At 69.6% G+C, this 26,793-nt stretch carries 23 protein-coding genes; 11 read left to right on the plus strand and 12 right to left on the minus strand.

Annotation, left to right across the window (positions count from 1 at the left end; translation table 11 throughout):
• Positions 1-15 precede the first annotated feature (15 nt).
• The gene (locus AB0I81_RS44220) at positions 16-1,530 is read left to right on the plus strand and encodes a glycoside hydrolase family 3 N-terminal domain-containing protein (protein ID WP_360670821.1); all 1,515 of its coding nucleotides are present in this window, start codon (positions 16-18) and stop codon (positions 1,528-1,530) included.
• A gap of 3 nt (positions 1,531-1,533) precedes the next feature.
• On the plus strand, positions 1,534-2,205 hold the full coding sequence (locus tag AB0I81_RS44225) for a pentapeptide repeat-containing protein (protein WP_360670824.1): 672 nt from the start codon (positions 1,534-1,536) through the stop codon (positions 2,203-2,205).
• A gap of 445 nt (positions 2,206-2,650) precedes the next feature.
• Here AB0I81_RS44225 and AB0I81_RS44230 read toward each other — a convergent pair whose 3' ends face one another.
• From AB0I81_RS44230 to AB0I81_RS44245, 4 genes are all read right to left on the minus strand, one after another.
• Entirely contained in the window at positions 2,651-3,682 is a 1,032-nt protein-coding gene (locus AB0I81_RS44230) for a nitronate monooxygenase (protein WP_360670827.1), read from the minus strand.
• A 43-nt stretch (positions 3,683-3,725) separates the two neighbouring features.
• Complete coding sequence (locus AB0I81_RS44235; RefSeq protein WP_360670830.1) at positions 3,726-4,448, minus strand: CoA-transferase; 723 nt, start codon at positions 4,446-4,448, stop codon at positions 3,726-3,728.
• Complete coding sequence (locus AB0I81_RS44240) at positions 4,432-5,196, minus strand: CoA-transferase (RefSeq protein WP_360670895.1); 765 nt, start codon at positions 5,194-5,196, stop codon at positions 4,432-4,434. The genes AB0I81_RS44235 and AB0I81_RS44240 overlap by 17 nt, the downstream gene beginning before the upstream one ends.
• Before the next feature lie 119 nt (positions 5,197-5,315).
• Entirely contained in the window at positions 5,316-6,044 is a 729-nt protein-coding gene (locus tag AB0I81_RS44245) for an enoyl-CoA hydratase family protein (RefSeq protein ID WP_360670833.1), read from the minus strand.
• A gap of 49 nt (positions 6,045-6,093) precedes the next feature.
• On the opposite strand from AB0I81_RS44245, the gene AB0I81_RS44250 reads away from it, so the two are divergent.
• Positions 6,094-7,128, plus strand: coding sequence for an SDR family oxidoreductase (locus tag AB0I81_RS44250; RefSeq protein ID WP_360670836.1), 1,035 nt, complete (start codon positions 6,094-6,096; stop codon positions 7,126-7,128).
• 213 nt (positions 7,129-7,341) lie between these two features.
• On the opposite strand, the gene AB0I81_RS44255 is transcribed toward AB0I81_RS44250, so the two are convergent.
• A complete protein-coding gene (locus AB0I81_RS44255) occupies positions 7,342-7,998 on the minus strand; it encodes an NIPSNAP family protein (protein ID WP_360670839.1) in 657 nt (218 codons plus the stop codon).
• A gap of 216 nt (positions 7,999-8,214) precedes the next feature.
• Between AB0I81_RS44255 and AB0I81_RS44260 the strand changes: the two genes are divergently transcribed.
• The 3 genes from AB0I81_RS44260 to AB0I81_RS44270 all read left to right on the plus strand — a co-directional run bounded on the left by AB0I81_RS44260 (position 8,215) and on the right by AB0I81_RS44270 (position 9,732).
• Complete coding sequence (locus tag AB0I81_RS44260) at positions 8,215-8,502, plus strand: hypothetical protein (RefSeq protein ID WP_360670842.1); 288 nt, start codon at positions 8,215-8,217, stop codon at positions 8,500-8,502.
• 41 nt (positions 8,503-8,543) lie between these two features.
• Positions 8,544-8,801 carry a hypothetical protein gene (locus tag AB0I81_RS44265; RefSeq protein ID WP_360670844.1) on the plus strand — a complete coding sequence of 86 codons (258 nt, stop codon included), beginning with the start codon at positions 8,544-8,546 and terminating at the stop codon, positions 8,799-8,801.
• 118 nt (positions 8,802-8,919) lie between these two features.
• Positions 8,920-9,732, plus strand: a complete 813-nt coding sequence (locus tag AB0I81_RS44270; protein WP_360670847.1) for a hypothetical protein — start codon at positions 8,920-8,922, stop codon at positions 9,730-9,732.
• Between the two features lie 310 nt (positions 9,733-10,042).
• Here the strand turns inward: AB0I81_RS44270 and AB0I81_RS44275 are convergent, their stop codons facing one another.
• The 7 genes from AB0I81_RS44275 to AB0I81_RS44305 form a co-directional block, all read right to left on the minus strand.
• Positions 10,043-10,789 (minus strand): SDR family oxidoreductase, encoded by a 747-nt coding sequence (locus AB0I81_RS44275; protein ID WP_360670850.1) that lies wholly within the window; start codon positions 10,787-10,789, stop codon positions 10,043-10,045.
• Between the two features lie 414 nt (positions 10,790-11,203).
• Positions 11,204-12,499 carry a DUF2252 domain-containing protein gene (locus AB0I81_RS44280; RefSeq protein ID WP_360670853.1) on the minus strand — a complete coding sequence of 432 codons (1,296 nt, stop codon included), beginning with the start codon at positions 12,497-12,499 and terminating at the stop codon, positions 11,204-11,206.
• A gap of 493 nt (positions 12,500-12,992) precedes the next feature.
• A complete protein-coding gene (locus AB0I81_RS44285; protein ID WP_360670856.1) occupies positions 12,993-14,195 on the minus strand; it encodes a hypothetical protein in 1,203 nt (400 codons plus the stop codon).
• Positions 14,192-14,521, minus strand: a complete 330-nt coding sequence (locus AB0I81_RS44290) for a PadR family transcriptional regulator (protein ID WP_360670859.1) — start codon at positions 14,519-14,521, stop codon at positions 14,192-14,194. The genes AB0I81_RS44285 and AB0I81_RS44290 overlap by 4 nt, the downstream gene beginning before the upstream one ends.
• A 33-nt stretch (positions 14,522-14,554) precedes the next feature.
• Complete coding sequence (locus AB0I81_RS44295) at positions 14,555-15,328, minus strand: SDR family oxidoreductase (protein ID WP_360670861.1); 774 nt, start codon at positions 15,326-15,328, stop codon at positions 14,555-14,557.
• A gap of 51 nt (positions 15,329-15,379) precedes the next feature.
• Positions 15,380-16,609, minus strand: coding sequence for an acyl-CoA dehydrogenase family protein (locus AB0I81_RS44300; protein ID WP_360670864.1), 1,230 nt, complete (start codon positions 16,607-16,609; stop codon positions 15,380-15,382).
• A complete protein-coding gene (locus AB0I81_RS44305) occupies positions 16,596-17,117 on the minus strand; it encodes a flavin reductase family protein (protein ID WP_360670898.1) in 522 nt (173 codons plus the stop codon). The genes AB0I81_RS44300 and AB0I81_RS44305 overlap by 14 nt, the downstream gene beginning before the upstream one ends.
• 222 nt (positions 17,118-17,339) lie before the next feature.
• On the opposite strand from AB0I81_RS44305, the gene AB0I81_RS44310 reads away from it, so the two are divergent.
• The 5 genes from AB0I81_RS44310 to AB0I81_RS44330 all read left to right on the plus strand — a co-directional run.
• Complete coding sequence (locus AB0I81_RS44310; RefSeq protein WP_360670867.1) at positions 17,340-18,503, plus strand: acetyl-CoA acetyltransferase; 1,164 nt, start codon at positions 17,340-17,342, stop codon at positions 18,501-18,503.
• The gene (locus tag AB0I81_RS44315; RefSeq protein WP_360670870.1) at positions 18,504-18,905 is read left to right on the plus strand and encodes a zinc ribbon domain-containing protein; all 402 of its coding nucleotides are present in this window, start codon (positions 18,504-18,506) and stop codon (positions 18,903-18,905) included.
• A gap of 909 nt (positions 18,906-19,814) precedes the next feature.
• Positions 19,815-20,555, plus strand: coding sequence for a GntR family transcriptional regulator (locus tag AB0I81_RS44320; RefSeq protein ID WP_360670873.1), 741 nt, complete (start codon positions 19,815-19,817; stop codon positions 20,553-20,555).
• A 269-nt stretch (positions 20,556-20,824) separates the two neighbouring features.
• Positions 20,825-21,361, plus strand: a complete 537-nt coding sequence (locus AB0I81_RS44325; RefSeq protein WP_360670876.1) for a GNAT family N-acetyltransferase — start codon at positions 20,825-20,827, stop codon at positions 21,359-21,361.
• A gap of 312 nt (positions 21,362-21,673) precedes the next feature.
• Positions 21,674-26,793 (plus strand): LamG-like jellyroll fold domain-containing protein (locus AB0I81_RS44330; RefSeq protein WP_360670879.1); only part of this gene is annotated, 5,120 nt, incomplete at its 3' end.

The following is a 26,793-nucleotide window of genomic DNA, read 5'->3' on the forward strand; positions in this document are numbered from 1 at the left end:
ATTAGATTTCGGGTCATGCCCTTGAGCGGTGACCTGCTTCGCCTCGCCGACGCCGTCCTCTTCCCCGGATTCCCCGGCCACACGCCTCCCGACTGGCTGCGCCGGCGGCTCGGCGAAGGACTGGCCGGAGTCGCGCTGTTCTCCCGCAACATCGCCGACCCCGCCCAGACCGCCCGGCTGACCGCCGCCCTGCGCGCCGAGAACCCCTCCGTGCTGATCGGCACGGACGAGGAGTCGGGCGAGGTGACCAGGCTGGAGGTCGCCACCGGCAGCAGCCGCCCCGGAGGGTACGCGCTCGGCGTCGTGGACGACGTCGTACTCACCGAGTCGCTGGCCAGAGACCTCGGCAACGACCTGGCCAGAGCCGGTATCACCATTGACTTCGCCCCCTCCGCAGACGTCAACTCCAACCCCGACAACCCCGTCATCGGCCTGCGCGCCTTCGGCGCCGACCCGTCCCTGGTGGCCCGGCACACCAGGGCGTTCGTCCGCGGGCTCCAGTCGGCGGGGGTGGCCGCCAGCGCCAAACACTTCCCCGGCCACGGTGACACCTCCGTGGACTCCCACCACGGCGTGCCGGTCGTCGCCGAGAGCGGGATCGAGGAGGCGCTGCACCCTTTCCGCGAGGCGATCGCGGAGGGGGTCAAGGTGGTCATGACCGGACATCTCCTGGTGCCGTCGTACGACGCCGAACTGCCCGCCACGCTCAGCCCCAAGGTCCTGACCGGGCTGCTGCGCGAGGAGCTCGGGTTCGACGGGATGATCATCACTGACGGCATCGAGATGGCCGCGGTGGCGGGGGCGTACGGGATCGGGGGCGCCTCCGCCCGCGCCATAGCCGCCGGCGCCGACGCGATCTGCGTCGGCGGCGAGCGTGCCGACGAGGCCACCGCCGCCGGGATCCGCGACGCGATCGCCGCCGCGGTGACCCAGGGACTGCTGCCCGAGGAGCGCCTGGCCGACGCCGCTCGAAGGGTCCGCGAGCTGGCCGCGTGGGCCGCCTCCTCGGGCAGCCCCGGCGCCGTGGACGGCCACATCGGCCTGACCGCGGCGCGCCGGGCCATCCGCGTCACCCGCCGCTCCACGACGGCCGTCCTGCCGCTGGCTCCCGCGCCCCACGTGGTGGAGCTGGCCCCGGAGATGAACCTGGCCATCGACAAGAACACCCCGTGGGGCGTCGGCGAGCCGCTCCGCCTGCTGCTGCCCGGCACCACGGTCACCCGCCTGACGGCAGCACAGGCCACCGGGCCGGAGCTGGAGCGCCTGATCGGCTCGGCCGCGGACCATCCGCTGGTCGTGGTGGTCAGGGACGTGCACCGCTACGCCTGGCAGTCCGAGGCCCTGCGGCACCTGCTCAGCGCCCGCCCGGACGCCGTGGTGGTGGAGATGGGGCTGCCCGCCCGCTCCGACCTGGGCGCCGTGCACATCGCCACGTACGGCTCCGCCCGGGTCTGCGGGCAGGCCGCCGCCGAGGTTCTGACCGGATCTGTCGGCGATCCTGCCGCGGAGGTTCTGACCGGTAGTCTCTGATTCGTGAACTTCGACGGCGAGGATCTTTCACGCAAGGCGCTCTCCGACCGGTTGCCGGCTGAGGAGAAGCACGTCTTCCGCGACTGCGACCTGACGGAGACCGACCTTTGGGGCGCGTCGCTGGCCGGGGCGGTCTTCGAGTCGTGTGTGCTGGACCAGACCGACTTCCGCAAGGCCGACCTCGACGGGGCCGTGTTCACCGGCGGGGGCGGGATGCGGGTCAGGTTCAACGACGCCGACCTCATCGACGTGACCTTTACCGACGTGGACCTGTCGTCGGCCCAGTTCTCGGGGGCTCTGCTCACGGATGTGTCCTTCACCGGGTGCCGCATGATCGGGGCTTCGCTGACCGGGTCGCGTGGCACCGGGTTCAAGGTGGCCCGCTCCAACCTGACCCTGGCCAACCTTGGTGGGTGCTCGTTGCGTAAGGAGGTCATCGAGGGGGTGCGGTTCGATGACGCCGACCTGGCGGGGTGTGACTTCACCGAGGCCACGCTCAGCGACTGCCGGCTTATCGGGACGCGGCTGCTGAACACCAAGTTCGCCAAGGCCGATCTTCGGGGGGCTGACCTTGGGGAGCCCGACGATGAGAAGTTGCGTGCGTTCTCGGGGGCCATCATCACCCAGGCCCAGGCCAACGCCATCCTCGCCATGCGCGGCATCACAGTCCTTTAGCGCCGCCCGCCCCCTCCCCGCCGTACTTCGGCGGGGGTCCTTTTGGGAAAGTCGGGCGGCGGACGTCGGTGACGACGCCCCGCCGTACGAAGGCGCTGGGCTTCTGGATGCGCTCGGCGCCCGGAAGCGCCCGGCGGCCCGGCTCCTGGAGGCGCCCACCTCGCGAAGGCGCAGGCCCTTGGCGACACCCGCCCCCGGATACGCCCAGTCCCCGGATACGCCCAGTCCCCGGAAGCGCCCGGCCCTCGGAGACGCTCGCCCTTGAGGGCGTCCGCCTTTCTGGAGAGGCTCGCCCCATGGGACGCCCGCCCTCATCGAGAGGCCCGCCCGTGAGGACGCCCATCCCTGAGGACGCCGACCTCTGAGGACGCCCGCTCGTCTGAGGTCGTCCCCCTGAAGGCGTCCCCCGAGAAGGCGTCCGCGCGGGAGGCATGGGGCGGGGGAGTTATGAGGGGTGGGGGAGGCGGGTCAGGGCGGCGTCGGCCTCCGCCATGATGCGTTCGATCAGCTCCGAGCAGGACGGCAGGTCGTCGATCACCCCGACCACCTGTCCCGAGGCCATCACCCCAAGGTCCACCCGGCCCTCCACCATGGCCGCCCGCAGCAGCACCGGCGTGTTCGCCGCCTGCAGCACCTGAGCCCAGGTCAGCTCCCGCCCCCGCCGCATCCGCCGCCCCTCCCGCAGCATCGAACGCCACGACAACGCCGACAACCGCCTGAACCTGGCCCCGTTGACCACCGCCCTGACCAGCCGCGAACGTTCGAGCGAGGCCACGAACGGCGTGCTCAGCACCCGGTGCGGCACCCCGTCCACGTTCCTGGTCACGACCGTCTCCCGCGCCGCCAGGTAGAACTTCTTCACCTCATCCGGCACCGGTGAGTCGCTGGTCAGCAGGAAACGGGTGCCCATGGCGATCCCGCAGGCCCCGTACGCCAGCGCCGCCACCAGCCCCCGCCCGTCGAAGAACCCGCCCGCCGCGACCACCGGAATGTCCACCGCATCCACCACCTGCGGCAACAGCAGCGTGGTCGCCACCGGGCCCGTGTGCCCGCCGCCCTCGCCGCCCTGCACGATCACCGCGTCCGCGCCCCACCCCGCCACCTTCTCCGCGTGCCGCCGCGCCCCCACCGACGGGATCGTCACCACACCGGCGTCCTTGAGGCGGTCGATCAGCTCCCTGCGCGGCGCCATCGCGAACGACGCCACCCGCACACCCTCGCCGATCAGCACCTCCACCCGCTCGGCCGCGTCGTCGGCGTCGGCACGCAGGTTCACCCCGAAAGGCGCGTCCGTACGCTCCTTCACGCGCCGGATCGCCGCCCGCATCTCGGGCACCGACATGGTGGCCGCCCCGATCACGCCCAGCCCACCGGCCCGGGAGGTGGCCGCCGCCAGCCGGGCACCGGCAACGTATCCCATGCCGGTCTGCACGATCGGATACCGGCACCCAACCAGCGAGGTCAGCGCGGTAATCACGAGGCCACTCCCGCTCCGGTGTCGGCTCTCGCGCCTGCTCCCCTCATGCCGCCACCTCGCGGTCGCGCAGCCGGTTGGGGTCGAGGCGGTCCAGTACGCGCAGCTCCTCGTCGGACGGCTCCCGCGTCTGGGTGACACCTCCGGAAATGTCAAGATCGAACCCCGTGGCCGCCACCACCTCGTCCACACCCACCCCGGGATGCACGGAAACCAGCCGCATCGCCCCACCATCCGCCCCGAAGTCCAGCACCGCCAGATCCGTCACCACCCGCCGCAGCTCATACGCCCCCCGGTCCGTACCGAGCCCGCTGACCATGTCCACCTCGGGCACGAACGTCCGCCGCGAATGCCGGGGGATCCAGTAACTCGTCGGATCGCAGCGCGTGTTCCCCGGCGCCCCGCGCACGCCCAGCAACTGCGCCTTGGGCCGCGCCCAGTCGCCGACGCAGGAGATGTTCGTGTTGCCGTACCGGTCGATCTGGCTCGCGCCCAGCATGACGTGCCGCCGCCCGTTCAGCACCAGCCACAGGTGCTCGCGGAACGGCAGCCACCCCTCCACCACCTCCGGCGCCTGCCCAAGCGCGGGCACGTCGCCGGTGAGCAGGCAGACGCCGTCGTGCGTGAGCAGCTCCGGCTCGAACGTCAGCCGCGCCAGCCGCGCCGCCAGCACCGTGACCGCCCCGCCGATCCCGGCGGCGAGGATCTCCCCGTCGCCCCTGAACGCCTCCGCGCACGCCACCACACACACGTCAGCCCTGCTGCTCACGCGATTCCTCCACATAACGCCGCTGCGCCGCCTCGTCGCGTCCGTAGTCCGGCTCGCACGAGGTGAACCCGGCCCCGCCCGGCGCCTCCACCACGCCCGCCACCATCGAACGGCTGATCAGCAACGACTGCACGGGACCCTCCTTGAGCAGGTCGGCCGTGTCCACCACCCGCTCGCACGAGAGGTAACACCGCCGCGCCGCCTTGGCGTAGAGGTCGTCGAAGTACGGATCGGGCCCCAGGTACTGGCCGTTCCCGCGCGCGTCGGCCCGGTTCAGGTGGACCAGCGCCACGTCCATGGTCAGCGCCGGCACCGCCACCAGCTCCTCCCCGTCCCCGTACGGCGAACGCACCGTCCGCAGCCCCGGGTTGACCCGCATCACGTCCGAGCCCAGGCCCGCCCGCGTCGGCAGGAACGGCAGCCCGTGCGCCCCGGCCAGCAGCCCGAACATGAACATGCCCTCGTCGTACTCCACGAACTCGATCTGCCCGGTCTGCCGGGCCCGCCGGAAGTTCGGCTCCAGGGGGATGGAGTCGAGCGTCACGAACGGGGCCACGACCTTGCGCACCTTCCCGGCCGCACACAGCAGGCCGACGTCGGGGCCGCCGTAGGAGATGATCGTGAGGTCGCGTACGGGGGTCCTGAGCAGGGCCTGGACGAGGGCCATGGGCTTGCGGCGCGAACCCCAGCCACCGATCCCGACCGTCATCCCGCTTTCCACCGAGGCAGCCACCTGCCCGGCCGTCATCACCTTGTCACGACTCACCCAAAGCCCCTGCTCACTCAACGTCCCCGCTCACCCGAGGTCTCCGCTCACCCGACGTGCCCGCTCACTCGAACCGCTCCCGCTCCCGCTCCCACTCCCGGTCACTCGAACCGCTCCCGGTGCCGGTCGCCGATGCCCATGAGGTTCAGCTCGTAGGTGAAGCCCTGCTCGAAGCGGTAGCTGCGGTTGACGTCGATCGGGTCGATGCCGTTGAGCGACTCTTTGGCGCGGCGGATCACGTATGGGTCCTTGGCCGCGATCTGCCCCGCCACCTCCATGGCGGCCTCGCGCAGCTTGTCGCGCGGCACCACCTCCAGCACCGAGCCGAACACGTGCAACTCCGCCGCCGTCACGTTCCTGCACGTGTAGACCATGGCCCGCAGAAGATGCCCCGGCACCAGCCTGGCCAGGTGCGTGGCCGCTCCGAGCGCGCCCCGGTCCACCTCGGGCAGCCCGAAGTAGGCGTCCTCGGCGGCCACCACCACGTCGGCGTTACCCGCCAGCCCGACCCCGCCGCCCAGGCAGAACCCGTGCACCGCGGCGATCACGGGGACGGCGCACTCGTACACGGCCCCGAAGGCCGCGTGACACGCCCGGTTGGCGCCGACCAGGGCGGTGAAGCCGTCGGTGTCACGCATCTCCTTGATGTCCACCCCGGCGTTGAAGCCGCGTCCCTCGGCCCGCAGCACGACCACCCGGGTCGCGGGATCCTCCCCGGCCGTACGCAACGCCCGCGCCAGCTCCTCCCAGCCGCGCACGGGCAGCGCGTTCACCGGCGGCACATCCATCACGATCTCGGCGACGGGCCCGTCCCGCAGCGTGATCCCCAAGGCAGCTCCCAGGTATCGCACCTAACGCTTGCTTGGTACGGTAGCACCCGTGACCGTGACTTACGACTACACGGGCAAGTCCGTCCTGGTGACCGGCGGCACAAGGGGGATCGGCGCCGGCATCGCGGCCGCCTTCCGCGCCGCGGGCGCTGACGTCACCATCTGCGGCCGCACCCCGCCTGCGCGCGCCGAGCACCGCTTCGTACGGGCCGACGTGCGCGTCTTTGAGGAGGTCGAGCGGCTGATCTCCAGCTTCGACCGCCTCGACGTGGTGATCAACAACGCAGGCGGTACGCCACCCGCCCCCGTGAACGGCACCTCGCCGCGCCTGCACGCCCGCATCATCGAACTCAACCTGACGGCTCCACTGCTGGTCTCGCAGTGCGCATACCCGCTCCTCGCGGAGTCGGGCGGAGCCATCGTGATGATCGGCAGCGCCAGCGGCACCCGCCCTTCACCCGCCACCTCCGCATACGGCGCCGCCAAGGCCGGCTTACACCACCTGTCCCGCTGCCTGGCCGCCGAATGGGCCCCTCTAGTACGGATCAACACGGTCATCGTAGGCCTGACCACCATCCAACCCACCCCCACCCAGGCCGCTCCCACCCAAGCTGCACCCACCCAGGCCGCACCCACCTGTGGGGCGTCCGACCCCGACTGGTCGGACCGCGACGGGCCAGGCCGCCATGAGCCCGAGCATCACGGGGCCGAGCATCACGGGCCCGAGCATCACGGGCCCGAGCATCACGGGGCCGAGCATCACGGGGCCGAGCATCACGGGGCCGAGCATCACGGGGCCGAGCATCACGGGGCCGAGCATCACGGGGCCGTCCGCCACGGGTCTGATCGCCACGTGTCTGGGCGCGACGAGTCCAACCGCCATGGGTCCGACCACTACGGTGGCTGGTCCAACCTCGACGGCAGGGCCATTCCGGCCGGCCGAATGGCGACCCCCGCCGACGTGGCGCAGGCATGCCTCTGGCTGGCCGCGCCCGGTTACGTCACAGGAGCCGAGGTGAGGGTGGACGGCGGCGGCGAGATCCCCGCCTGGACGCACCTGGTCTCCGGCGACGCAGGCGGCTGATGGCCCGCCTGATGGGCCCATGATGGGTTGGCTGATGGGTCGGCCGCCGCCTCCGGCAGGTCGGTGAACGTGGCCGGGACGGGGATGCGTGTCTCCGGTGAGAGGGGCAGCCGCATCGCCCCCGGGGTACAGCAGCTCCGGCCGACCCGTGCTGATGGGCGGGGAGCTTCACCAACGACGGGGGTGCGTTACTGGCGGCGCACCGCCCGATCCTCACCGCAGCGAGGATCGGGCAGTGGGCCGCAGCCGCAGCCGCTCCGGTGGCGCGGTGAGGCGGGTTTCGAGCATCGGCAGATCCACTTCCCGCTCCTCCTCCGGCGTCTCGAACCGGGCGAACCACACGAACACCTTCTCCCCGCTCCTTACGGGCAGTCGCGGAAAATTGTTCTCCGCCAACTCACTCTCCATGCACCCGATCGGCGAAATACCAGCTTCAACCAGCACTGGCGCGACCTTTCGGAGAAAGAAGCCGGCGAAGTCGTCCCCCTCAACGCGATAGATCGTGACTACATAGAGTGACGATGGAAGCTCATTAGCCCCCAAGGGGGGTCGCTCCCATATGGGCATTTGAGGTCCCACGGACCGCAGTAGGAAGACGTTGTCGGAGTCCAGCATGGTGGCATTGGCGGCATCGCGGTGGGCCCGCCAAACGGGCCCGCTGTAGAAGGCCTCCAGCGACGCCCGCCGTGCGGCCATGTCGGGGAAAGCCCGCAGCCACGGGAACGTGTCGGGCCGATCCACCTCGCGGAAAGTGCCCGCGACGTGCATGCCCGTGGCCTCCTGTGTCTCGACGAACTCCCGCTCGAACAAGGAGATCAGAGTGTCCCGCTGTCCCGCGTGCGTCGTGTAGTGCCGCAATTCGTAGATCATGCGCGCGACGCTAGGCCCGCATCACTGACACCCCATGTCAGCGTATGCTCCGAACAATATTCCGATCACTCACTGCTACCGTTTGACCACGGAGCGGTATATGCTCGCATTGACCTTGATCCCCTGAGGTCAAGGAAGGTCAACGGGGTTGGCGGTGCGTCATGGGCCCGGCGAGCCGCCTTCTTGTAGGGCTTCCCAACTGGCGAAGGAGCAGAAGTGATCAGAAGGGCGTGTGCCGCCGCGGCTGTGCTGTCAGCGGTCGTCGGCGGCGCACTACTCGCAGTTCCCGCTCACGCTGACGATGACTGGGCCGGCCCGTTGACCAGTGACAACTGGTCCGCCAATGCGAGCGGCAACAACGATTCGACCCAGTCGGGCAACAACTTCGGTGACGTCCTGGCCGGCAACCGCGGCGAGGGTCACTCCACCAACGTCAACAACGTCAACGGCTTCGCTCCGACCGCCACCAACGGCGGGATCACGGTGATTTACATCTTCGACTGACCGGCTGACGTCCCCAAACAGCACTCTGAAAGGACATCGAGATGATGAAGAAGCTCTGCGTCGCAGGCGTCGTCGTCGCCGCGGCGGGCGTGACCCTGCTGTCGGCCCCCGCCTACGCCGACACCAATGCGGGCAACTCCAGCTCCAATCGCAACTCCACGCAGTCCGGCAACAACTTCGGCAACGTCGGCAACTCCAACGTGAGCGGCACCGACGCCACGAGCATCAACAACGTCAACGGCAACGCCGTGACGAGCAACGACGGCAGCGACGTGGTCACCGACGACTTCAACGACTAATCGGGCGGGCGCGCCCGCGCCGCCAGTGGCGCGGCGCACCCGGCAGCTGGCGAGCCGGGCCCGTTGAGGTCCGGCTCGCGCCGCATCAGCATGCAGATGTGCGCATTAACATGAGTGCGTGACTATCTGCGCATATGCGACATTTGCGGGCTTCGATGCCGACGACGAGCTTGACCCGGTCCTGGCCGCCTGGCGGGCGGCGGGCATCGAGGGGCGCGCCGAGCGCTGGGACGATCCCGCCGTCGACTGGAGTGCGTACGACGCCGTGGTCGTCAGGTCCGTCTGGGACTACGTGCCGCGCAGGGCGGAGTTCCTTGCCTGGGCGCGCGGCGTGGAGTCCGTCACGCGCCTGCTCAACCCGGCCGCCGTACTCGAACTGAATACTGACAAGACCTACCTGAGGGATCTGGGCGTTCCGACCGTGCCCACACACTGGTCGTCGCTGGGCCTGCCGGACTGGCCCGAGTACGTCGTCAAGCCGGCCGTCTCCGCCGGTGCCCGCGACACCACCAGGACCACCGACCGCGCCCAGGCCACGGCCCTGGCCGCCGCACTGGAAGGCGCGGGCCGCACGCCGATGGTGCAGCCGTACCTCGACATGGTCGAGTCGGAGGGCGAGACCTCGCTGCTGTACTTCAACGGCCGCTTCAGCCACGCCGTCCGGCGCACCCCGATGCTCGCCGAGGGGGTGACCCCGGACGACATCGATCGGGCCCAGGCCCGCACCCCAGCCCCGGACCAGGTCGACCTTGCCGAGAAGGTACTCACCGCCGTACCCCATGACCTTCTCTACGCCAGGATCGACCTGGTCCGGTTGCCCGACAACACACCCGTGGTCATCGAGGTGGAACTGACCGAGCCCTACCTCTACCTGAGCCACGCCCCCTCCGCAGCCGCCAACTTCGCCACCGCGCTACACGAACTACTCTGACCAGCCCGCGACAGCCTGCCCGCAAGGCTTACGACCAGCCCGCCCGCAAGGCTGCGACCGGTTCGCCCGCAAGGCCGTAATCCGTCCGCCCGCAAGGCTATGACCAGCCCGCCCGCAAGGCCGCGATCGGTCCGCGCGCAAGGCTGCAGTCGGCTCGCGCTCAAGGCCATGATCGGTCCGCGAGCAAGGCTGCGGTCGGTTCGCGCTTAAGGCCATGATCGGTTTGCGTGCAAGGCTGCGGTCGGTCCTCCCGTAAGGCCACGACGGATCCTCCCGCAAGGCCGTGAACGGGTCACGATCGCGCGTGTGATCAGCAGGAGATCCCGCCGTCCACCGGGATGACCGTGCCGGTGAGGTACGCCCCCGCCCGCGATGACAGGAAGATCGCCGTGCCCGCCATGTCCTCGGGCCTGCCGATACGCCCCAGAGGCACGTTCGAGGCGATGGCCTCACGGGTTTCGGGGTCGTCGAGCGCGAAGGCCATCATCTTGGAGTCGAAAGGGCCGGGGGCGATGGCGTTGACAGTGATGTGCTCCTTCGCCAGGCGCTTGGCCAGGTGCCTGGTCAACATATGCACGGCGGACTTCGTAGAGGAGTAGGCGAAGCTTTCCAGCGCGGGCACCTTGAGGCCGTCGATCGAGCCCACGTTGATCACCCGCGCCGGGTCGTCGGGCTCCGCCGCCTCCCGCAAGCGTGGCAGGAACCTCTGGGTCAGGTAGAAGACGCCCTTGACGTTGATGTTCCAGAGCTTGTCGAAGGCGTGCTCGGGATATTCCTCAAGCGGAGCGCCCCAGGTCGCCCCCGCGTTGTTCACCAGTACGTGCAGCGGTCCGTCCACCGCCGAGACCAGCAGCTCCAGCCCTTCCGGCGTGGACAGGTCGGCCGGCACCGCGAAGCAGCCGAGTTCGGCGGCGGTCTTCTCGACCTCGGCCGTCTTGCGGGCGGAGATGTAGACGGTCGCACCCGCCTGCACGAATCCGGCCGCGATCATGCGCCCGATGCCCCGCGAGCCGCCCGTGACGACGACGGTCTTGCCTTCCACTGAGAACAGAGTCATGTTCTGGCAGCATGCCATACCGACTGGTCGGTTGCCATAGCAGCATGCAGACTCCGGCCAGCCACCCATCGCAGAGCAGCCCCACAAACCGCAGAAGCCGCCCGACCCCGGGCAGTCGTCCGCCGTGGAGCAGCCCACGAACCGCAGAAGCCGTCCGACCCCGGCCAGTCGTCTGCCGTGGAGCAGCCCCACGAAAGCCGTCCACTCCGGCCAGCCCTCCGCTGCGGAGCAGGCCCACGAACCGCTGGAGCTGTCAGCCCTCAGGCAGTCGTCCACCGCGGTGCAGGCCCATGAATCGCAGAAGTCTTCAGCCCTCGGCAGCCGTCCGCCGTGGAGCAGGTCCACGAACAGCAGAAGCTTTCGGACCCTGGCCAGTCGGCTGCTGCGGAGCAGGACCAGGAACCGCGGGGGCTTTCAGACTCCGGGTAGCCGGCCGTTGCGGAACAGGTCTACGAATCGCTGATGATCCTCTCGGGCCTGCAGTCCGTACCGATGGGCGAAGTCAACCAGCATCCCGATAAATCCGGACTTGTCGTTACCCAGCACCGCCACGATCGCCTCCTCCGTCGAGAAGTCCACCAGGTCATGGCTGGACTCGTCATCGGCCACCGAGTGCATGCGCGCCACCGCCCGCCCCAGATCCTGGATGATCGAACGCAACTCCTCAGGCTCGTTGACATCGTCCCAGTCCAGATCGGCCGAGTACGGCGACACCTCGGCCACGAGCTGCCCCACCCCTTCGAGCGTGCTGTACCCCAGCCACGGATCGGCGTACGCCTGCAACGCCCGCTGCGACTCGGCCGTGCGGTGCCCCTGGTGCAGGAAGTAGGAGGCCACCTTCTCGTCGGTGACGTGCCGGGCCACCGCCGGCACCGCCGCCTGCTTCATGTACAGGATGACGTCGTTCTCCAGCGCCTGCGAACGCCCTTCGAGCAGCAGATTGTACGAGGGCAGCCCCGCGGACCCGATGCCCACGCCCTTGCGCAGCGCCACATCCTTGATCACGTGCTCGACCGGGTTGACCGTCACGGGCAACGTGGTCAGGTAGTCGTCGAACGCCTCCAGCACGGCCCGCCTGGTCGCCGCGTCCACCGGTTCGCGCCCCTCCATGAGCGCGAAGCGCCGGTCGTAGTCGTCGATCACGGTCTCCACGTCCAGCAACTCCACCCGGGTCCTGAGCCGGGCGCGCTGCAGCACCCGGTGCAGCACGCCGCCCGTGCTCTCCAGCGTGAGCGACCCGATCGCCTCGTCTCCGCCCGCGGCGAGCGCGGTCAACTCCACCAGGTACGCCCCGGCGAAGTCGGTCACCAGCACGCTGATCGAGTCGTCGGACAGCGCCTTGGCGTACCCGATCAGAGCCACGCTGGCCGCGAACCGCTTGAGGTCCCAGACATAGGGCCCCACGTACGCCTCGTCGAAGTCGTTGACGTTGAAGACGAGCACACCGGAGGCGTTCATGTACGTGCCGAAGTTCTCCGCGTGCAGGTCGCCGTGGATCCATACCCTGCTGGTGGGCCCGTCGAGGTAGGAGTCGTCGGCGAACACGCCTGCCATGTCGGCGTAGAACAAGCAGGCGCTGCCCCGGTAGAAGGCGAACGGCGAAGCCGCCATCTTCCGAAATTTCCGCCTGAACGCGGCGGGGTCTCGCTTGATCGACTCACCGAACTCCGTCATGAGGACATCGAGCAGGAAGGAAGACCGTGTGCCCATGTTCCGGACACTAGATCGCGATCCCCTTGCCGCCTACCCCGATCTTTCCCTGACCTTGAAGGTCAGGGCTACGCCACCAGGCACACATCCAGCAGGCCCCGTGGATGTCGGGGCTGTGGCGGTGGGTGCGTCCGGAGGGTTCGGTGAAGGTCGGGGCTGTGGCGGTGGGTGCCTCGGAGGGATCGGTGGAGGCCGGGCCTGTGGCGGTGGATGCGCCCGAAAGGCTCGGTGGAGGCCGGGGTGCGGCTATAGGCGGGGCGCGCTCGGCGGGCCCCGCGGATGTCGAGGCCGGAGTGCTGGGCGCGCTTGGCAAGCTCCGTGGAGGTTGAGGCCGGAGCGCTCGGCGCGCTTGGCAAGCCCCGTGAAGGTCAAGGCCGGAGCACTAAGCGCGTCTGGCAAGCCCCGTGGAGGTTGAGACGGGAGTGCTGGGCGCGCCTGGCGGGCCCGTGGGGGCGGGTCCGGGGCGGTGGGGGCGCTGTGGGGTTGGTGGAGGTCAGGGTTGTGGTAACGGGCGAGGGCTTGGCAGGGTGCGTACGCCCGTCCAGGCGAGTGAGGTGGCCAGGGCCCAGAGGGTCACGCACTGGAGGCAGACCGTTGCCCACGAGGCGCCCTCCGGCAGGTTGTCCAGCAGTGGCAGTCGCATCGTCAGCAGGAGGAGCCCGATGACCGACATGGCCAGCGCCCAGGAGGGGGAGCGTCGGCTGGTGAGTACGTAAAGGGCGCCTGCGGTCCACGCCAGGATGGTCGCGCCGAGGTCGAGCCAGAGGAGATGGAGCACGTCCGGCTCGGTCGGTCGCAGGGCGGCGATCAGCAGGCTGCCGCCCAGCGTTGCCAGGCCCGCTGCCGCCGGTGCCAGGGTCGCGCCCCACGGCCGGCGGCGCGGTGTGACGTCGCTGTGGTAGCCCGTCAGGAGGGCGATCACTGGCACTGCCGTGAAGGCCAGGGTCATGAACTCCGACAGTGGCCGGTCGGTCAGGGGGCCGGCCAGGATCATCGGGACCAGCGTGTAGATCAGGGTGGGTGCCGCGCCGATCACGGCGGTGACCTTCGCTGTCCTGACGTGGCCGCGCATGATCGCAACGAACGCGATGGCTGAGCACAGGCCCGCCGCGGCGACGGTGATGGACACCAGCCGTTCGACGGACCCCGGCGGGCCCGTCAGCGCGACGTCCGAGCCGAACGTCAGCGCGTGGACCCAGCCCAGCACCTGGTGGACGCTGCCCATGGCCTGATAGCCCAGCCCGAGCAGCGCCACGAGCCGGACGGCCTCGCCCCAGGCGGCCAGGCGCGGGGTGGCGCCCGCGCCGCCGAGGCGTACCCGCCAGGACAGGGACAGCACGCTGGCGATCTCACCCCAGTGGGGGCGCGGGTTCAGTTCGTCAGACACCTCGCCCGACGACTCCATGAACGCGTCCACCATCTCCTCCTCACGCTCGGCGCGGTAGGAGGCGGGCAGCAGGCGCAGGACAGAGCGGTATCGCCGTTCGAGCAAGCCCATGCGATCCCGATCGGGCTGGTCGAGCAAACCCATGCGGTCCTGGTCAGGCTGGTCGAGCAAGCTCATGTCGTGCGGGTCGGGCTGGTCGAGTGAGCCCACGCCGTCCCGGTCGGGCTGGTTGAGCAGGCTCGTGTGGTCCTGGATCGACCGTTCGAGCGGGTGCGGGGGGTCCTGGTCGGGCTGGTCGAGTGGGCTCATGCGACTCCTCCCGCCATCCTTGCTCGCAGGCGGGTGGTGGCGGCCTCGGCGGTAGCGGCCAGTCGGGCGGCCTCGTCCCTGAGGGCCGTGGCGCCGTCGTCGGTCAGCCGGTAGTAGCGCCGTAGTCGGCCGTTCTGGGCCTCTTCCCGGTCGAGTTCGACCAGGCCGGCGGCGGAGAGGCGGTCGAGCACGCCGTACAGGGTGCCGATCTTGAGCTGTACGTGCCCCTCGGACAGCCGGTCGACCTCCTGGACGATCCCGTAGCCGTGCCTGGGCTCGTCCACCAGCGCGGTCAGCGCCAGGAACATGGGCTCGGTGATGTTCACGAGAGGCACTATATCTTGTCCCGCAAGATATCGTCACGGGTGCTGCGAGGAGACCGAGACGACCTCGCCGGTCATGTACGACGCGTAGTCACTGGCCAGGAAGACGATCACGTTCGCCACCTCCCACGGCTCCGCCGACCGTCCGAACGCCTCCTTGGCCGTCAGCTCCGCCAGTAGTTCCTCGCTGGTCACCTTCGCCAGGAACGGATGCACGGCCAGCGACGGCGACACCGCGTTGACCCGTACCCCGTGCTCGGCGGCCTCCAGCGCCACGCACCTGGTCAGCGCCATCACCCCGGCCTTGGCCGCCGCGTAGTGCGCCTGTCCGCGCTGGGCCCGCCAGCCGACCACCGAGGCGTTGTTGACGATGGCGCCCGAGCCCTGGGCGATCATCTGCCGGAGCGCGGCCCTGGTGCAGCGCATGGTGCCGTTCAGGGTGACGTCGATGACCGCGTGCCACTGCTCGTCGGACATCTCGGCCAGCGGCGCCGTACCGCCGAGTCCCGCGTTGTTGACCACCACGTCCAGCCGTCCGTGCGCCTCGACCACCGCCTCGAACAGCGCCCGCACCTGGGCCTCGGAGGTCACGTCGCACGGGACGGCGAGCGGTTTGACGCCCGTGAGCTCGGCCAGCGCCTCGGCGGCGGCGGCCAGGCGTCGCTCGTGGCGGTCGGAGATCACGATCGTGGCGCCCTCCTCGGCGCAGCGCCTGGCCGTGGCGTAACCGATCCCGGCCCCCGCGGCGGCCGTGACCAGGGTGACCTTGCCGTCGAGCAGGGCGTGCGCCTTCGGGTAGGTGGGTGACATGGGCCTCTCCAATCAGCGGGCCAGCTCAGCGGGGCAATCCGGTAGGGCGGTTCAGCGGGGCAGTCCGAGGGTTCGCTCGGCGATGATGTTGCGCTGGATCTCGCTGGACCCGGCGTAGATCGTGTCCGCCCGGCTGAACAGATACAGCCGCTGCAACTCACTGAGCCCGCCGCCGCCGTCCACAGCCGGTTCGCCACCGTCCGCAAGCCCGTCGCCGTTCGCGACCGGCCCGCCCACGCCCGTGACCGGCCCGCCCACGCCCGTGACCGGCCCGCCCACGCCCGTGACCAGCCCCGCCCTGCCCTGTACGGCCTGCGCCAGCTCGCCCAGCCTGCGATGCCACTCCGACCAGTACAACTTGGCGATCGACACCTCGGGCCCCGCCCCAGGCCGCAACATCCGCAGCGCGTTGCGCCGCATGACCTCCAGCTCCAGCCACGACCGCACCAGCGCATCGCGCAGCACGGGATCCCCGTCCGCCCCCGTCCGCCGGGCAGTCTCGATGACCTTGTCCAGCTCCCGCCTGAACCCGATCTGCTGCCCGAGCGTGGACGCCCCGCGCTCGTACCCCAGCGTGGCCATGGCGACCCGCCAGCCCTCCCCGGGCGCCCCGAGCAGGTTGCCCGCCGCCGTGCGCGCGCCGTCGAAGAACACCTCGTTGAACTCCGAGGTCCCGGTGAGCTGCACGATCGGCCGGACGCTCACGCCCGCCTGCCGCATGGGAACCAGCAGGTACGACAGCCCGCGATGCCGCCGCGAACCCTCCTCGGTACGGCACAACACGAAGCACCAGTCGGCCAGGTGCGCCAGCGAGGTCCACACCTTCTGGCCGTCGATCACCCATTCGCCGTCTTCGAGCCGGGCCCTGGTCCGCACGTTGGCCAGGTCGGACCCGGCCTCCGGCTCGGAGTAGCCCTGGCACCACAACTCCTCGCCGCGCCGGATCGGCGGCAGGAAACGCTCTTTCTGCTCGTCGGTGCCGAATTCGAGGATGGTCGGGCCGATGAGCCCCTCGCCGATCAGGCCCACCCGGGCGGGGGCGTCGGCCCTGGCGTACTCCTCGTGGAAGGCGACCTGGTCCGCCAGGGTGGCGGCGCGCCCGCCGTACCGTTCGGGCCAGCCCAGGCAGGTCCAGCCGTGCTCGCCGAGGTGGCGCTCCCACGCCTGGCGCAGTTCGTGCCCCTCGTGCTCGCGGCCGGGGCCGCCCAGGCCCCTGGCGTGGGCGAACTCGCCGCCGAGGCTCTTCTCCAGCCAGGCCCGCGCCTGCTCACGCAGGCTCAACGAACCCGCCGTAGCCGCCACGGAAGAACACCAGCGGCCCGCCTTCCCCGCCCGTGTCGAGGTGCAGCACCCGGGCCACCACGATCATGTGGTCGCCGGCCGGGTGCACGGCCTCGACGGCGCAGTCGAGCCAGGCCAGGGCGCCTTCGAGTACGGGGCTGCCGCCGGGGGAGACCGTCCACGACAGGCCCGCGAACTTGTCGCCGCCCTTGGTCGCCATCTGCGCGCAGACGGCCTGCTGGTGCTCGGCCAGCACATTCACGGTCAGGGTCTTGGCGCCGCGCAGCCTGGGCCAGCTCGTGCTGGTGTGGGCCACGCAGAACGCGACCAGCGGCGGGTCCAGCGAGACCGAGGTGAAGGAGTTGGCGGCCAGCCCGCACGGCTGCCCGTCCAGCGGATCGACGGCCGTGATGGCCACCACCCCGGTCGCGAACCTGCCCAGCACCTGCCGGAAGCGGCGGCTGTCGACATTGCCGTTCTGGTTGTGGGGGGAGTGCCCCGTCGGCATGGCGGCTCCGTTGCGAATCCTGCGCTGATGAGGCGTCGGAAGGCCGCGACAGCCGTCCGGCGTGATGGGCCGGGCGGTGTATGTGCTCATGTCCGCCTCCTCGTTCCGCCGACTGCGATCATATTACCAAGCGCTTGCTTGGGATGGTAGGGGGATCGCGGAAAAGGCCCGAAGTGGCACCGGCGTTGACAGCCTCTGAAGGGCCTGCCTACCGTGACGTACGTGCCCAAGCGCTTGCTTGAATTTCGCGACCGTACCGCGATCGCCGGGGTCGGCTACACCCCCTTCAGCAAGAACTCCGGCGTCAGCACGCTCACCCTGGCCTGCCGGGCCGTGCTCGCGGCACTGCGGGACGCGGGCCTGACCGCGGACGACGTGGACGGCCTGGCCACGCACAGGGTGGGCGACTCGGCCCCGCCCACCCTGGTCGGCCCGGCGCTGGGGCTGACGGACCTGGCCTGGCACCTCGACCAGTTCGGCGGCGGCAGCGTCTCCCACGCGGTCGTCGGCCAGGCCGCGCTCGCGGTGGCCACGGGCATGGCCGACACCGTCGTCTGCTACCGGGCGATCAACGCCCGCTCGGAGTTCCGCATGGGCGGGACGGGCCGGGGCGTGCCGGTGAGCCCGGAGGTGCAGTACCAGGCCCCGTACGGATTCGTCGCGCCGCCCCAGCACTTCGCCATGTACGCGCGCGCCCACATGCTCCGCTACGGCACCACCCAGGAACACTTCGGCCACCTGGCCGTCTCCCAGCGCGCCAACGCCGCCAAGAACCCGCGCGCCCTCATGCGCACCCCCATCACCCTCGACGACTATCTCACCAGCAGATGGATCGCCGAGCCGTTCCGCCTCCTGGACTGCTGCCTGGAGACCGACGGGGCCTGCGCCGTGGTCGTCACCACGGCGGAGCGGGCCCGCTCGCTGCGCCACCCGCCGGTCCTGCTGTCGGCCGCCGCGTGGGGCGGCGGCACGTCCCATCTGTCGTGCCAGGACCCCACGGTGACCGCCGCCGCGGACCTGGCCCCGCGCCTGTACGCGCAGGCCGGGCTCGGGCCGGGGGACATCGACGTGGCCGAGCTGTACGACTGCTTCACCTACTCGGTGATCGTGCAGCTGGAGGACTACGGGTTCTGCGCCAAGGGCGAGGGCGGCCCGTACGCGGCCTCCGGGGCGATCGACCTGGACGGCGAGCTGCCGGTCAACACGCACGGAGGCTTCCTGTCCGAGGGGTACGTGCACGGCGTCAACCACATCGCCGAGGCGGTCTCGCAGCTCAGGGGCGAGGCGGGGGACCGGCAGGTGCCGGGGGCGCAGGTGGCGCTCTCCACGGCCCAGCCCGGCTACGTCCTGCCCGCCACCTCCGCGCTCATCCTCAGGAGGCCGTGAGTGTCCGCGTACCCGCCGCAGCCGGACCGCGACTCGGCTCCGTGGTGGGAGCGGGTGGCCCGAGGGGAGTTCGCGGTCCAGGAATGCGACTCCTGCGGCACACTTCGCTTCCCTCCGCGCGCGTTCTGCGCCGCCTGCCGTACGGAGGTGTGGCGGTGGCGTCCGGTGGTGCCCGAGGGGACGGTGGAGAGCTGGATCGTCAGCCACCAGCCCTTCGTGCCGGGACGGCGCGATCCATACCTAGTGGTAATGGTCCGTTTGACGGCCATTCCGGGCTGCCTTGTATACGGCAACTGGCGCGGGGAGCGGCCTCCCGAGGCGATGGAGCGGGTCGCAGGTGTGTTCACCGAGGTGGGGGCGGGGGTCACGCTGATGGATTGGGCGCCGGCCGATGCCGGATAACTGCATCCCCATCCGCTCAAGCGGAAATCCTCCCACTAGTCGACCTTGGTCCCGAAAATGGATTGGTACCGGAAAATCCCACCAGTCCCACCCTTCCGAAGCTGCCCCCAGGTGGGGCTCCGAGGGTCGATGATGTGGCAGTAGGCGTCGTCGATGTGGACGGCTCGGATTTGGCGGCAGATGTGATCGGTACGGACTCGATGATGGCGGCGACCGCGAGGTCGCACCACCCGAGCCTGCCCGCCTGCCGCCGGCCCTCGCGCTCCGGAGCCCGGGTCAGCCGCCCCAGGATCCGGGTCCGGGCCGCCCGCGCCCCGCCGGAAAGAGAAAGGCCCCCATCGGGAGATGGAGGCGGTGTCGGCAGGTCCTCGGAGGAAAGCGCGTCCTGGCGGGCGTGGGGGACCCGCCAGGACGCGCTTCCTGCCCCGCGTGCGACGGAGCCAGGACTCCGGCGAGGGATGGAGTCCTAGACCGTTGGCTCGCACGCGGAGTCGATGGGGGAGCGCGAAGGTCCCAGTGGCCGGCAACGTGCGGCGATGCGTCGAGCTGCACCAACCGGGTCATCGATGGGATGCGCGACGGGGGCGCCACCCTCCTTGTTCCAGACAAAGGATCCGTCGTCGCATCGCACGGTCAGCTCAGAAAGCACCGATAGCGCGGACACACCGTCGCCATTGCTCTGGTAGGTGTGGGTGATCCCCCGCATTTCGCGAGGGTCATGCCAGGACAGGTACGGCGTACCCGTGCGGTCCGGCAGCACTGGCCTTCACCCCCTCACCGGCCTTTAGATGGATTTGTACCAACGAATGGATGATGGGCCGGTCCAGGGGGTCCGGTCAAGGGGTTGTGGCCAGTTAGAACCAGATCGTCTAAATTGTTGGAACAAAAGGGGTGAAAGTGGCAAGGTCGGTGCTGTATCAGCAGGTGGCTTCGGAGTTGCGACGAGCCATCTACTCGGGTGCCCTTGGCCCCGGCTCGCAGCTTCCGACCGAGGCGCAGCTCATGGAAGACCATGGGGTGAGCAGGAACACCGTAAGACTGGCCCTCGGGGAACTCGTCAACGAGGGACTCGTGACGCGCACGCCCCGGCGCGGAACCGTGGTCAGAGACCGCAGACCGCTGCTGATCTATCCGCAGCGGGAGCTGGAGCCGCAACCCAGAGGGGAACTGCGCGAGGCGTTCGCCTACGCCGTCGCGCAGGAAGGCCGTGCGCCGAGCCAGTACATCGAGGTGCTGACGGTGTCTCCCGTCGAGGAGATCGCCAGCAGGCTGGAACTGGCCGACGGTGAATTGGCGGTGGTGAGACGCCGTCTGCGTTTCGTGGACGGACAGCCGTACAACACCAACGATTCCTATTTCCCCCGTGACATGGTTGCCGACTCCGAGATCGCCAGGCCCGGGGACATCGCGCGAGGGGCGAACCGGGTGCTGGAAGAACTGGGTCATGCGCAGGCACGTGTCGTTGACGACATCTGGGCCCGCATGCCCAACCAGGAGGAAGCCGAACGCCTCCAGCTTGAGCTCGGAACGCCAGTCATGGTGTACGTGCGAGTGGGGTACGACGGGGCAGACATGCCTGTGCGTGTCGCCGTGTCGGTGTTGCCAGCCGACAAACATCTGATCAGATACGAGCTCGATCGTCGCCGCTGACGAGTTCGTGGGTGAAGGGGTGATCCCGCCGGCCGGGCGCAGCGAGAAATAGCCGCCTCGCTGGCCAAGGGGAGTCGTGCATACTCCCCTAAATCGCCATTTATCCATATATATCGGGTTGAGGCCCCATTTCGCCCCTACGCGACATTGCGTCATCACGCTCTGCGTTCGCGTGGAAACCCACTGTACCGAAGGGTTGTACTATGCACACAAACACCCTGCTTCATCCGCTCTCGCTCAGGAGAGCGGAACCCGCGGACCTTCCCGGCGTGCTCACGCTGCTCTCGGACACCGCCGAGTGGCTGTACGCGCAGGGGTTGCGGCAATGGCCCCGCGGCGGTTTCGGCCCCGAGCGCATCGAGCCGCTCATCGAGGACCGGGTGCTGTACCTGCTGGACGACGAGCTCAGATACCTCGACCCCGACGAATCGGCCCCTCCGGTGGCCACCATCGCCCTCGACGATCACGCCGATCCGGAGTTCTGGACTCCGGCCGACCACCCGGCGGCGGCCCTCTACATCCACAAACTGGCCGTCGCGCGCCCATGGTCGGGCTCCGGCCTCGGCGACGCGCTGCTGGACTGGGCGTGCGCCTCGGCCCACGCGGCGGGCCTGCCCTGGCTCCGCCTCGACTGCGCCAAGGGCAACCCGCGACTGCAGGACTACTACCGCGACCGTGGCTTTCGTCACATCCGCACGGTCGACCTGCCCCACCGGTCATCGGGAGCGCTCTTCCAGCGCTCATCCGAAGACGTGCCGATCACGGCCTTCCGCGACCTGACGATGGCCGAGCTCATCAGCGCCTGACCAGCCATGAGAGCCCGGCTCCGCCATTGGGGCCGGGTTCCGGTGGCGGATTTGCCCGCTATACCCGATATGAGCTGTTCTGATCTATATTTCTTCTATCTGTCACTTTGGGCGCGTATGCGGTGACAGAAGTGATCTTGTCGACTTGATCGGGTGCTGGTTAGTCTTTGCCCCGTTTGGTCAGAGCTCCCGAGCCGCACGAGTCAGGATCAGCCTGCCGGGTGGGTGGAGCGACGTTCGACACCTCTGGTGTCCCTCGTTGTGGTTTTGGAGCGTGACGGGCCTATGCGCCGGTTCCTTTGGCATGCCTTTGTGTCCCGAGCAGCGGGAGTCCTGCTGGTCGCCAGCCTGCCCGGGCTCGTCCAGGTGGCGACGATGCCCGCCTCCGCCCAGGTGAACGTCGAGTCGGCCGCTGTCGTGATACCGAAGCAGCAGCGGGGTTCCGCGGGCGTCTTACCCGGTCTGCAGCGGGTCGCCGTGACCGCGGAGCCGGCGGCGGACGCCCCGGTGAAGGGCGCGCTGCCGCGTGACGCCGGAGGGTGGCCGCGAACGGCGCTGCGGGAGGCGGCGGCGAAGTCCGAGTCGGATGACAAGGACCTGCCCGGCGGAACCCGGCGCGCCGAGCAGGCCGATCGGGCGACGATGGCCGCCGGCGTGCTGATCAACAGCCTGTACCCCGAGGCGGGGTCGATGGTGAGCACCGTGACTCCGTTGCTGCAGGTGTGGGTGACGGACCTCAGCGGCGGGTCGTGGGAGGACCTGCGCTACACCTTCAACGTCTGCGAGAAGCCGGAGGAGACGGACGAGGTCGTCTTTCCTCCTCCTCCGGCGCCGCCGTGCTGGAACTCCGGCGCAAAGCTGGGCCAGGACACCTGGAACGTGCCGGCGGGCACGATGGAGTGGGGCAAGCAGTACGAGTGGTGGGTGCGCATCGCCGACCCCGCCAGTGGCAGCGTCACCGTCAGCGACAAGCAGTTGATCGTCACCGGGGCGACGCAGCCGTTCAACAGCCCTCATCTGGGTGAGCAACTCGGCGACGGCAAAGAGTTCTCGCTGGTCAGCGGCAACTACACGACGACCGTGGTGGACGCGCGGGTGCAGGCGGCCGGGCCGGACCTGGCGGTGCTGCGCACTTACAACAGCCTGGACGCGCGTACCAGCGGAATCTTCGGCGCCTCCTGGTCGACCTCCTGGGACATGAACGTCGTGGCCGAGCGGTCGGGGACGACGGTCACCGGGCTGCTGGTCACCTACGCCAGCGGGCGCAAGGTCCGGTTCGCGGCCCGGGGCGACGGCACCTACCAGCCGCCGCCGGGCAGGAAGGACGTGCTGGCCGACGTGGACGGCGGCGGCTGGCGGCTGAAGGACACCTACGCGACGACGTACGTCTTCAACGAGGCGGGACGCCTGGCGAAGATCGAGGACACCCGCAGGCGGGCGCAGACGCTGACGTACAACGCCGACGGCACCTTCGACACGGTGACCGGCGCCGGCGGCAGAAAACTCCATTTCACCTGGAACGGCCCGCGCGTGGCCACGGTGTCCACCGACCCGGTGGACGGCAAGGCGCAGACCTGGACCTACACCTACACCGGCGACAACCTGACGTCGGTGTGCTCGCCGATGGCCGCGCCGAACTGCACCACCTACGCCTACGACGACGGCTCCCGCTACAAGGGGCTGGTGCTCGACGCCGAGCCGGTGGGCTACTGGCGGCTGGGCGACGCGAAGGACGAGCCGGCCGTGAACCTGGGCAGCGTCTTGGGCGACGGCCAGTACAACAACGTCACCGTGGGCGCGCCGGGCGCGCTGGAAGGCACCACCGACACCGCCGCTGGCTTCACCAGGTCCTCGATGATGCTGCTGGAGAACATGGTGGACCGGCTCGGCGACCAGATGACGATCGAGGGCTGGATCAAGACCTCGCAGAACGGCGTGATCTTCTCGACCGGCCAGCTCGGTTACGGGCTCGGCGCCGAGGATCCCGTCCTGTACGTGGGCACGGACGGCAAGTTGCGCGGCCAACTGGGCGAGGTGCGAGGCGTAGGCTTCAAGCCGATCACGTCGTCCGGTCCGGTCAACGACGACAAGTGGCACCACGTGGCGCTCACCGTGTCGGCCGACAAGCAGCGGCTCTACCTCGACGGGCAGCTGGTCGGGGAGCTGAGCGGCGCCCTCGTGGACGAATACCGCCCCGAGGCCTATGTGGGCAGCGCCGAACGTGCCAACTCGTGGTCCAGCCTTCCTGGTGGCCCGTCGGCGTCGGGTGTGTTCGCGTTCAAGGGCTCGATCGACGAGTTCGCGCTGTATGGCAAGCCGCTGACCGAAGCCCAGGTCCAGTCCCACTGGAACGCCCGGACGAAGATCAGTCACAAGCTGGCCCAGACCACGCTGCCGTCCGGCCGGATCTGGGCCAAGAACACCTACCATCCGGCGACCGACCGGCTGCAGACCCACACCGATGGTGGCGGGGGCCTCTGGCAGCTCGGCGGCTCCGAGATCGACTGGGTCGAGGGCCTCTACACGATCAAGCTGACGGATCCGCGCGGCGAGACCCTGGACTACGCCTACGACTCGCTGCGCAACGCGCGGCTGGCGTACACGGCCGACCAGATCGGGAGCAAGACCACCTACGAGTACGACACGGGTGGTTTCGCGGTCAAGAAGACCGACCCGAACGGAACCGTGTTCCAGCAGTGGCACGACAAACGCGGCAACGCCATCCGGGTGAAGACCTGCCGCAAGGCCGGTGACTGCCAGTACGTCTACCGCAGTTACCACTTCAACGCCGACGACCCCCTCGACCCGCGCAACAACCGGCTCACCGCCGTACGGGACGCCCGCTCGTCCTCGGAGACCGACAACCGCTACCTCACCACCATCGAGTACAACTCCCACGGCGAGCAGACCAAGCAGACCACTCCGGCCACCTCCGACTTCCCCGACGGCCGTGTCACCACCTTGGAGTACACCGACGGCAGCGAGCCGGCGGTGGGCGGCGGATCCACCCCCGCAGGTCTGGTGAAGAGGGAGACCGACCACCGGGGCAAGGTCACCACGCACGCCTACACCGCGGCCGGCGACCATGCCGAGGTGCGGCTGCCGGCCGGGCTGGTCACGAAGTACGGCCACGACCCGCTCGGGCGGGTGGTGACCAAGACGGAGGTGTCCTCGGCCGACCCCGACGGCGTGACCACGACGTTCACCTACGACGCGATGAACCGCGTGGCCACTCACAAGGGGCCCGGCGTCAAGAACGAGGTCACCGGCGTCACCCACACGGCGGAGACGAAGTACACCTACGACGCCGACGGCAACACGCTCACCGAGACCGCCTCCGACCTGACCGGCGGCGACCAGGCATGCACGGTCACCTACACCTACGACGACTTCGGCCGGATGGAGACGGTGACCGGGCCGGAGGGCGGCAAGGTCTCCTACGCCTATGACGAACGCGGCGACCAGAGCGCCATGGTGGACGAACTGGGCAACCGCATCGAGTACGCCTACACGGAGCGGGGCCAGCTGGCGAGCAGCACGCTGAAGGGCTGGACCGGCAGCCCGGTGTCCCCGCAACCGGCCAAGGACCTGGTGCTGGAGTCGTTCTCCTACGACCAGGGCGGGCGCCTGGCCGCTCAGACGGACGCGATGGGCCGCAAGACCACCTACAGCTACTACGCCGACAACCAGCTCCACAAGGTGACCGCCGCCGAGGCCAAGCTGAACGGCTCCGACACCAAGCGGAACGTGGTGCTGGAGGAGAACACCTACGACGCGGCAGGCAACCTCGTCAGGGTCGTCGGCGGCGGCGGTCTGGAGCAGGTGAACTATGACGTCGACGCGGCCGGTCGGCTGACGGCCGAGACGTTCGACCCCACCGACCTGTACCGCAGGAACACCTACGCCTACGACGCCAACGACAACGTCACCAAGGTCACCAGGACCGCGTCAGGCACCAGCCGCACGGAGAGCGTCGAGTTCGCCTACAACGACGACGACGTGCTGACCCGGCGCACCGTGGAGAACGGCGATCAGGACCTGATCACCACGGTGAAGGTCGACGAGCGCGGCCTGGCGGTCGAGCGGACGGATCCGCGCGGCAACGTTGCGGGCGCCGCCGCGGCCGAGTTCACCACGCAGCACCGCTACGACTCCGCGGGCCGGCTGATCGAGGTCAAGGCGCCGCAGGTCAAGACCGAGGTGTACGGGGCGGAGGCCAAGACCGAGCGGCCGACGTTGCGCTTCGGCTATGACAGCGCCGGTCGCCGTACGCATGAGGTGGACGAGGCGGGCGCGACCACGACCTCAGCCTTCGACCGGCTCGGCCGGCTGGTGTCGGTCACCGGGTTCGCGTACAAGCAGCCGGGTGGTCAGACGCTCACCCCGACCGAGACCTTCGCCTACAACCCGGCCGGCCAGGTGACCAAGTACACCGACGAGCGCGGTTCTACTTGGAGCACCGAGTACGACGCGCTCGGCAACCGGGTCCGCGTCACCGAGCCCGCCGTCACCGGCAAGCCCGCCGGGCAGTGGGTGTACGAGTACGACGAGGCCGGCGAACTGCTCGCGGCCGTGGACCCGACCGGGGCCCGGACGCAGAGCACGTACGACGACTTGGGCCGCCCGATCACCACCACGGTGCTGGAGCGCAAGCCGGCCGCGGAGACGTTCGTCACGAATCTGCACTACAACGACGCGGGCGCGCGGACCAAGGAGATCGGGCCGCTCAACCGGACCACCTCCTGGGCGGTGAACGCGGCCGGCGAGATCACCAAGGAGACCGACCCGGCCGGCAACGCCACCTCCTACGAGTACGACCTGGCCGGCCGCTCGACCAAGGTCACCAACGCGCTGAACAACTCCACGCTCAGCGAGTACGACCAGGCCGGTCGCCCGATCGCGGTCGCGGAGACCGACGACACCGGCAAGGAGCTGCGGACCACCCGCTACGGCTACGACGCGAACGGCAACGAGACGACGGAGACCACACCGGAAGGTCACACCATCCGCAGCGTCTTCGACGCCACGGATGAGCTGGTCGAGCTGACCGAGCCGATCTCCGACGGCAAGTCGATCAAGACGTCGTACGGGTACGACGTGACCGGGGCGCTGACCCGGTCCACGGACGGGCGCGGCAACACCGTCTGGACCACGTTCAACAGCCTCGGCCTGGCCGAGAAGACGATCGAGCCGGAGACCGCCGCCCACCCCGCGGAAGCGGATCGCACCTGGACCTACGTCTACGACGCGGGCGGCAACATGACCGCGGCGCTGCAGCCCGGCGGGGTGCGCATCGACCACGCCTACGACGCGCTCGGCCGCATCACCAAGCAGACGGGTGCCGGCGCGGAGGCGGCCACGCCGCAGTGGACCTTCGGCTACGACGCGAGGGGCCGCAGCACGGCACTCGGGGACTACACCCTCGACTACAA

Source organism: Nonomuraea sp. NPDC050404, assembly GCF_040655495.1.
Taxonomy (GTDB): Bacteria; Actinomycetota; Actinomycetes; order Streptosporangiales; family Streptosporangiaceae; genus Nonomuraea.

What these genes read in the sequence shown, in the direction of transcription:
- AB0I81_RS44220 (WP_360670821.1), top strand. Translation starts at nt 16, where the DNA reads ATGCCCTTGAGCGGTGACCTGCTTCGCCTCGCCGACGCCGTCCTCTTC.
- AB0I81_RS44240 (WP_360670895.1), bottom strand. Translation starts at nt 5,196, where the DNA reads ATGACGGCCGGGCAGGTGGCTGCCTCGGTGGAAAGCGGGATGACGGTC.
- AB0I81_RS44255 (WP_360670839.1), bottom strand. Translation starts at nt 7,998, where the DNA reads ATGATCTACGAATTGCGGCACTACACGACGCACGCGGGACAGCGGGAC.
- AB0I81_RS44265 (WP_360670844.1), top strand. Translation starts at nt 8,544, where the DNA reads ATGATGAAGAAGCTCTGCGTCGCAGGCGTCGTCGTCGCCGCGGCGGGC.
- AB0I81_RS44275 (WP_360670850.1), bottom strand. Translation starts at nt 10,789, where the DNA reads ATGACTCTGTTCTCAGTGGAAGGCAAGACCGTCGTCGTCACGGGCGGC.
- AB0I81_RS44280 (WP_360670853.1), bottom strand. Translation starts at nt 12,499, where the DNA reads ATGGGCACACGGTCTTCCTTCCTGCTCGATGTCCTCATGACGGAGTTC.
- AB0I81_RS44285 (WP_360670856.1), bottom strand. Translation starts at nt 14,195, where the DNA reads ATGAGCCCACTCGACCAGCCCGACCAGGACCCCCCGCACCCGCTCGAA.
- AB0I81_RS44295 (WP_360670861.1), bottom strand. Translation starts at nt 15,328, where the DNA reads ATGTCACCCACCTACCCGAAGGCGCACGCCCTGCTCGACGGCAAGGTC.
- AB0I81_RS44305 (WP_360670898.1), bottom strand. Translation starts at nt 17,117, where the DNA reads ATGCCGACGGGGCACTCCCCCCACAACCAGAACGGCAATGTCGACAGC.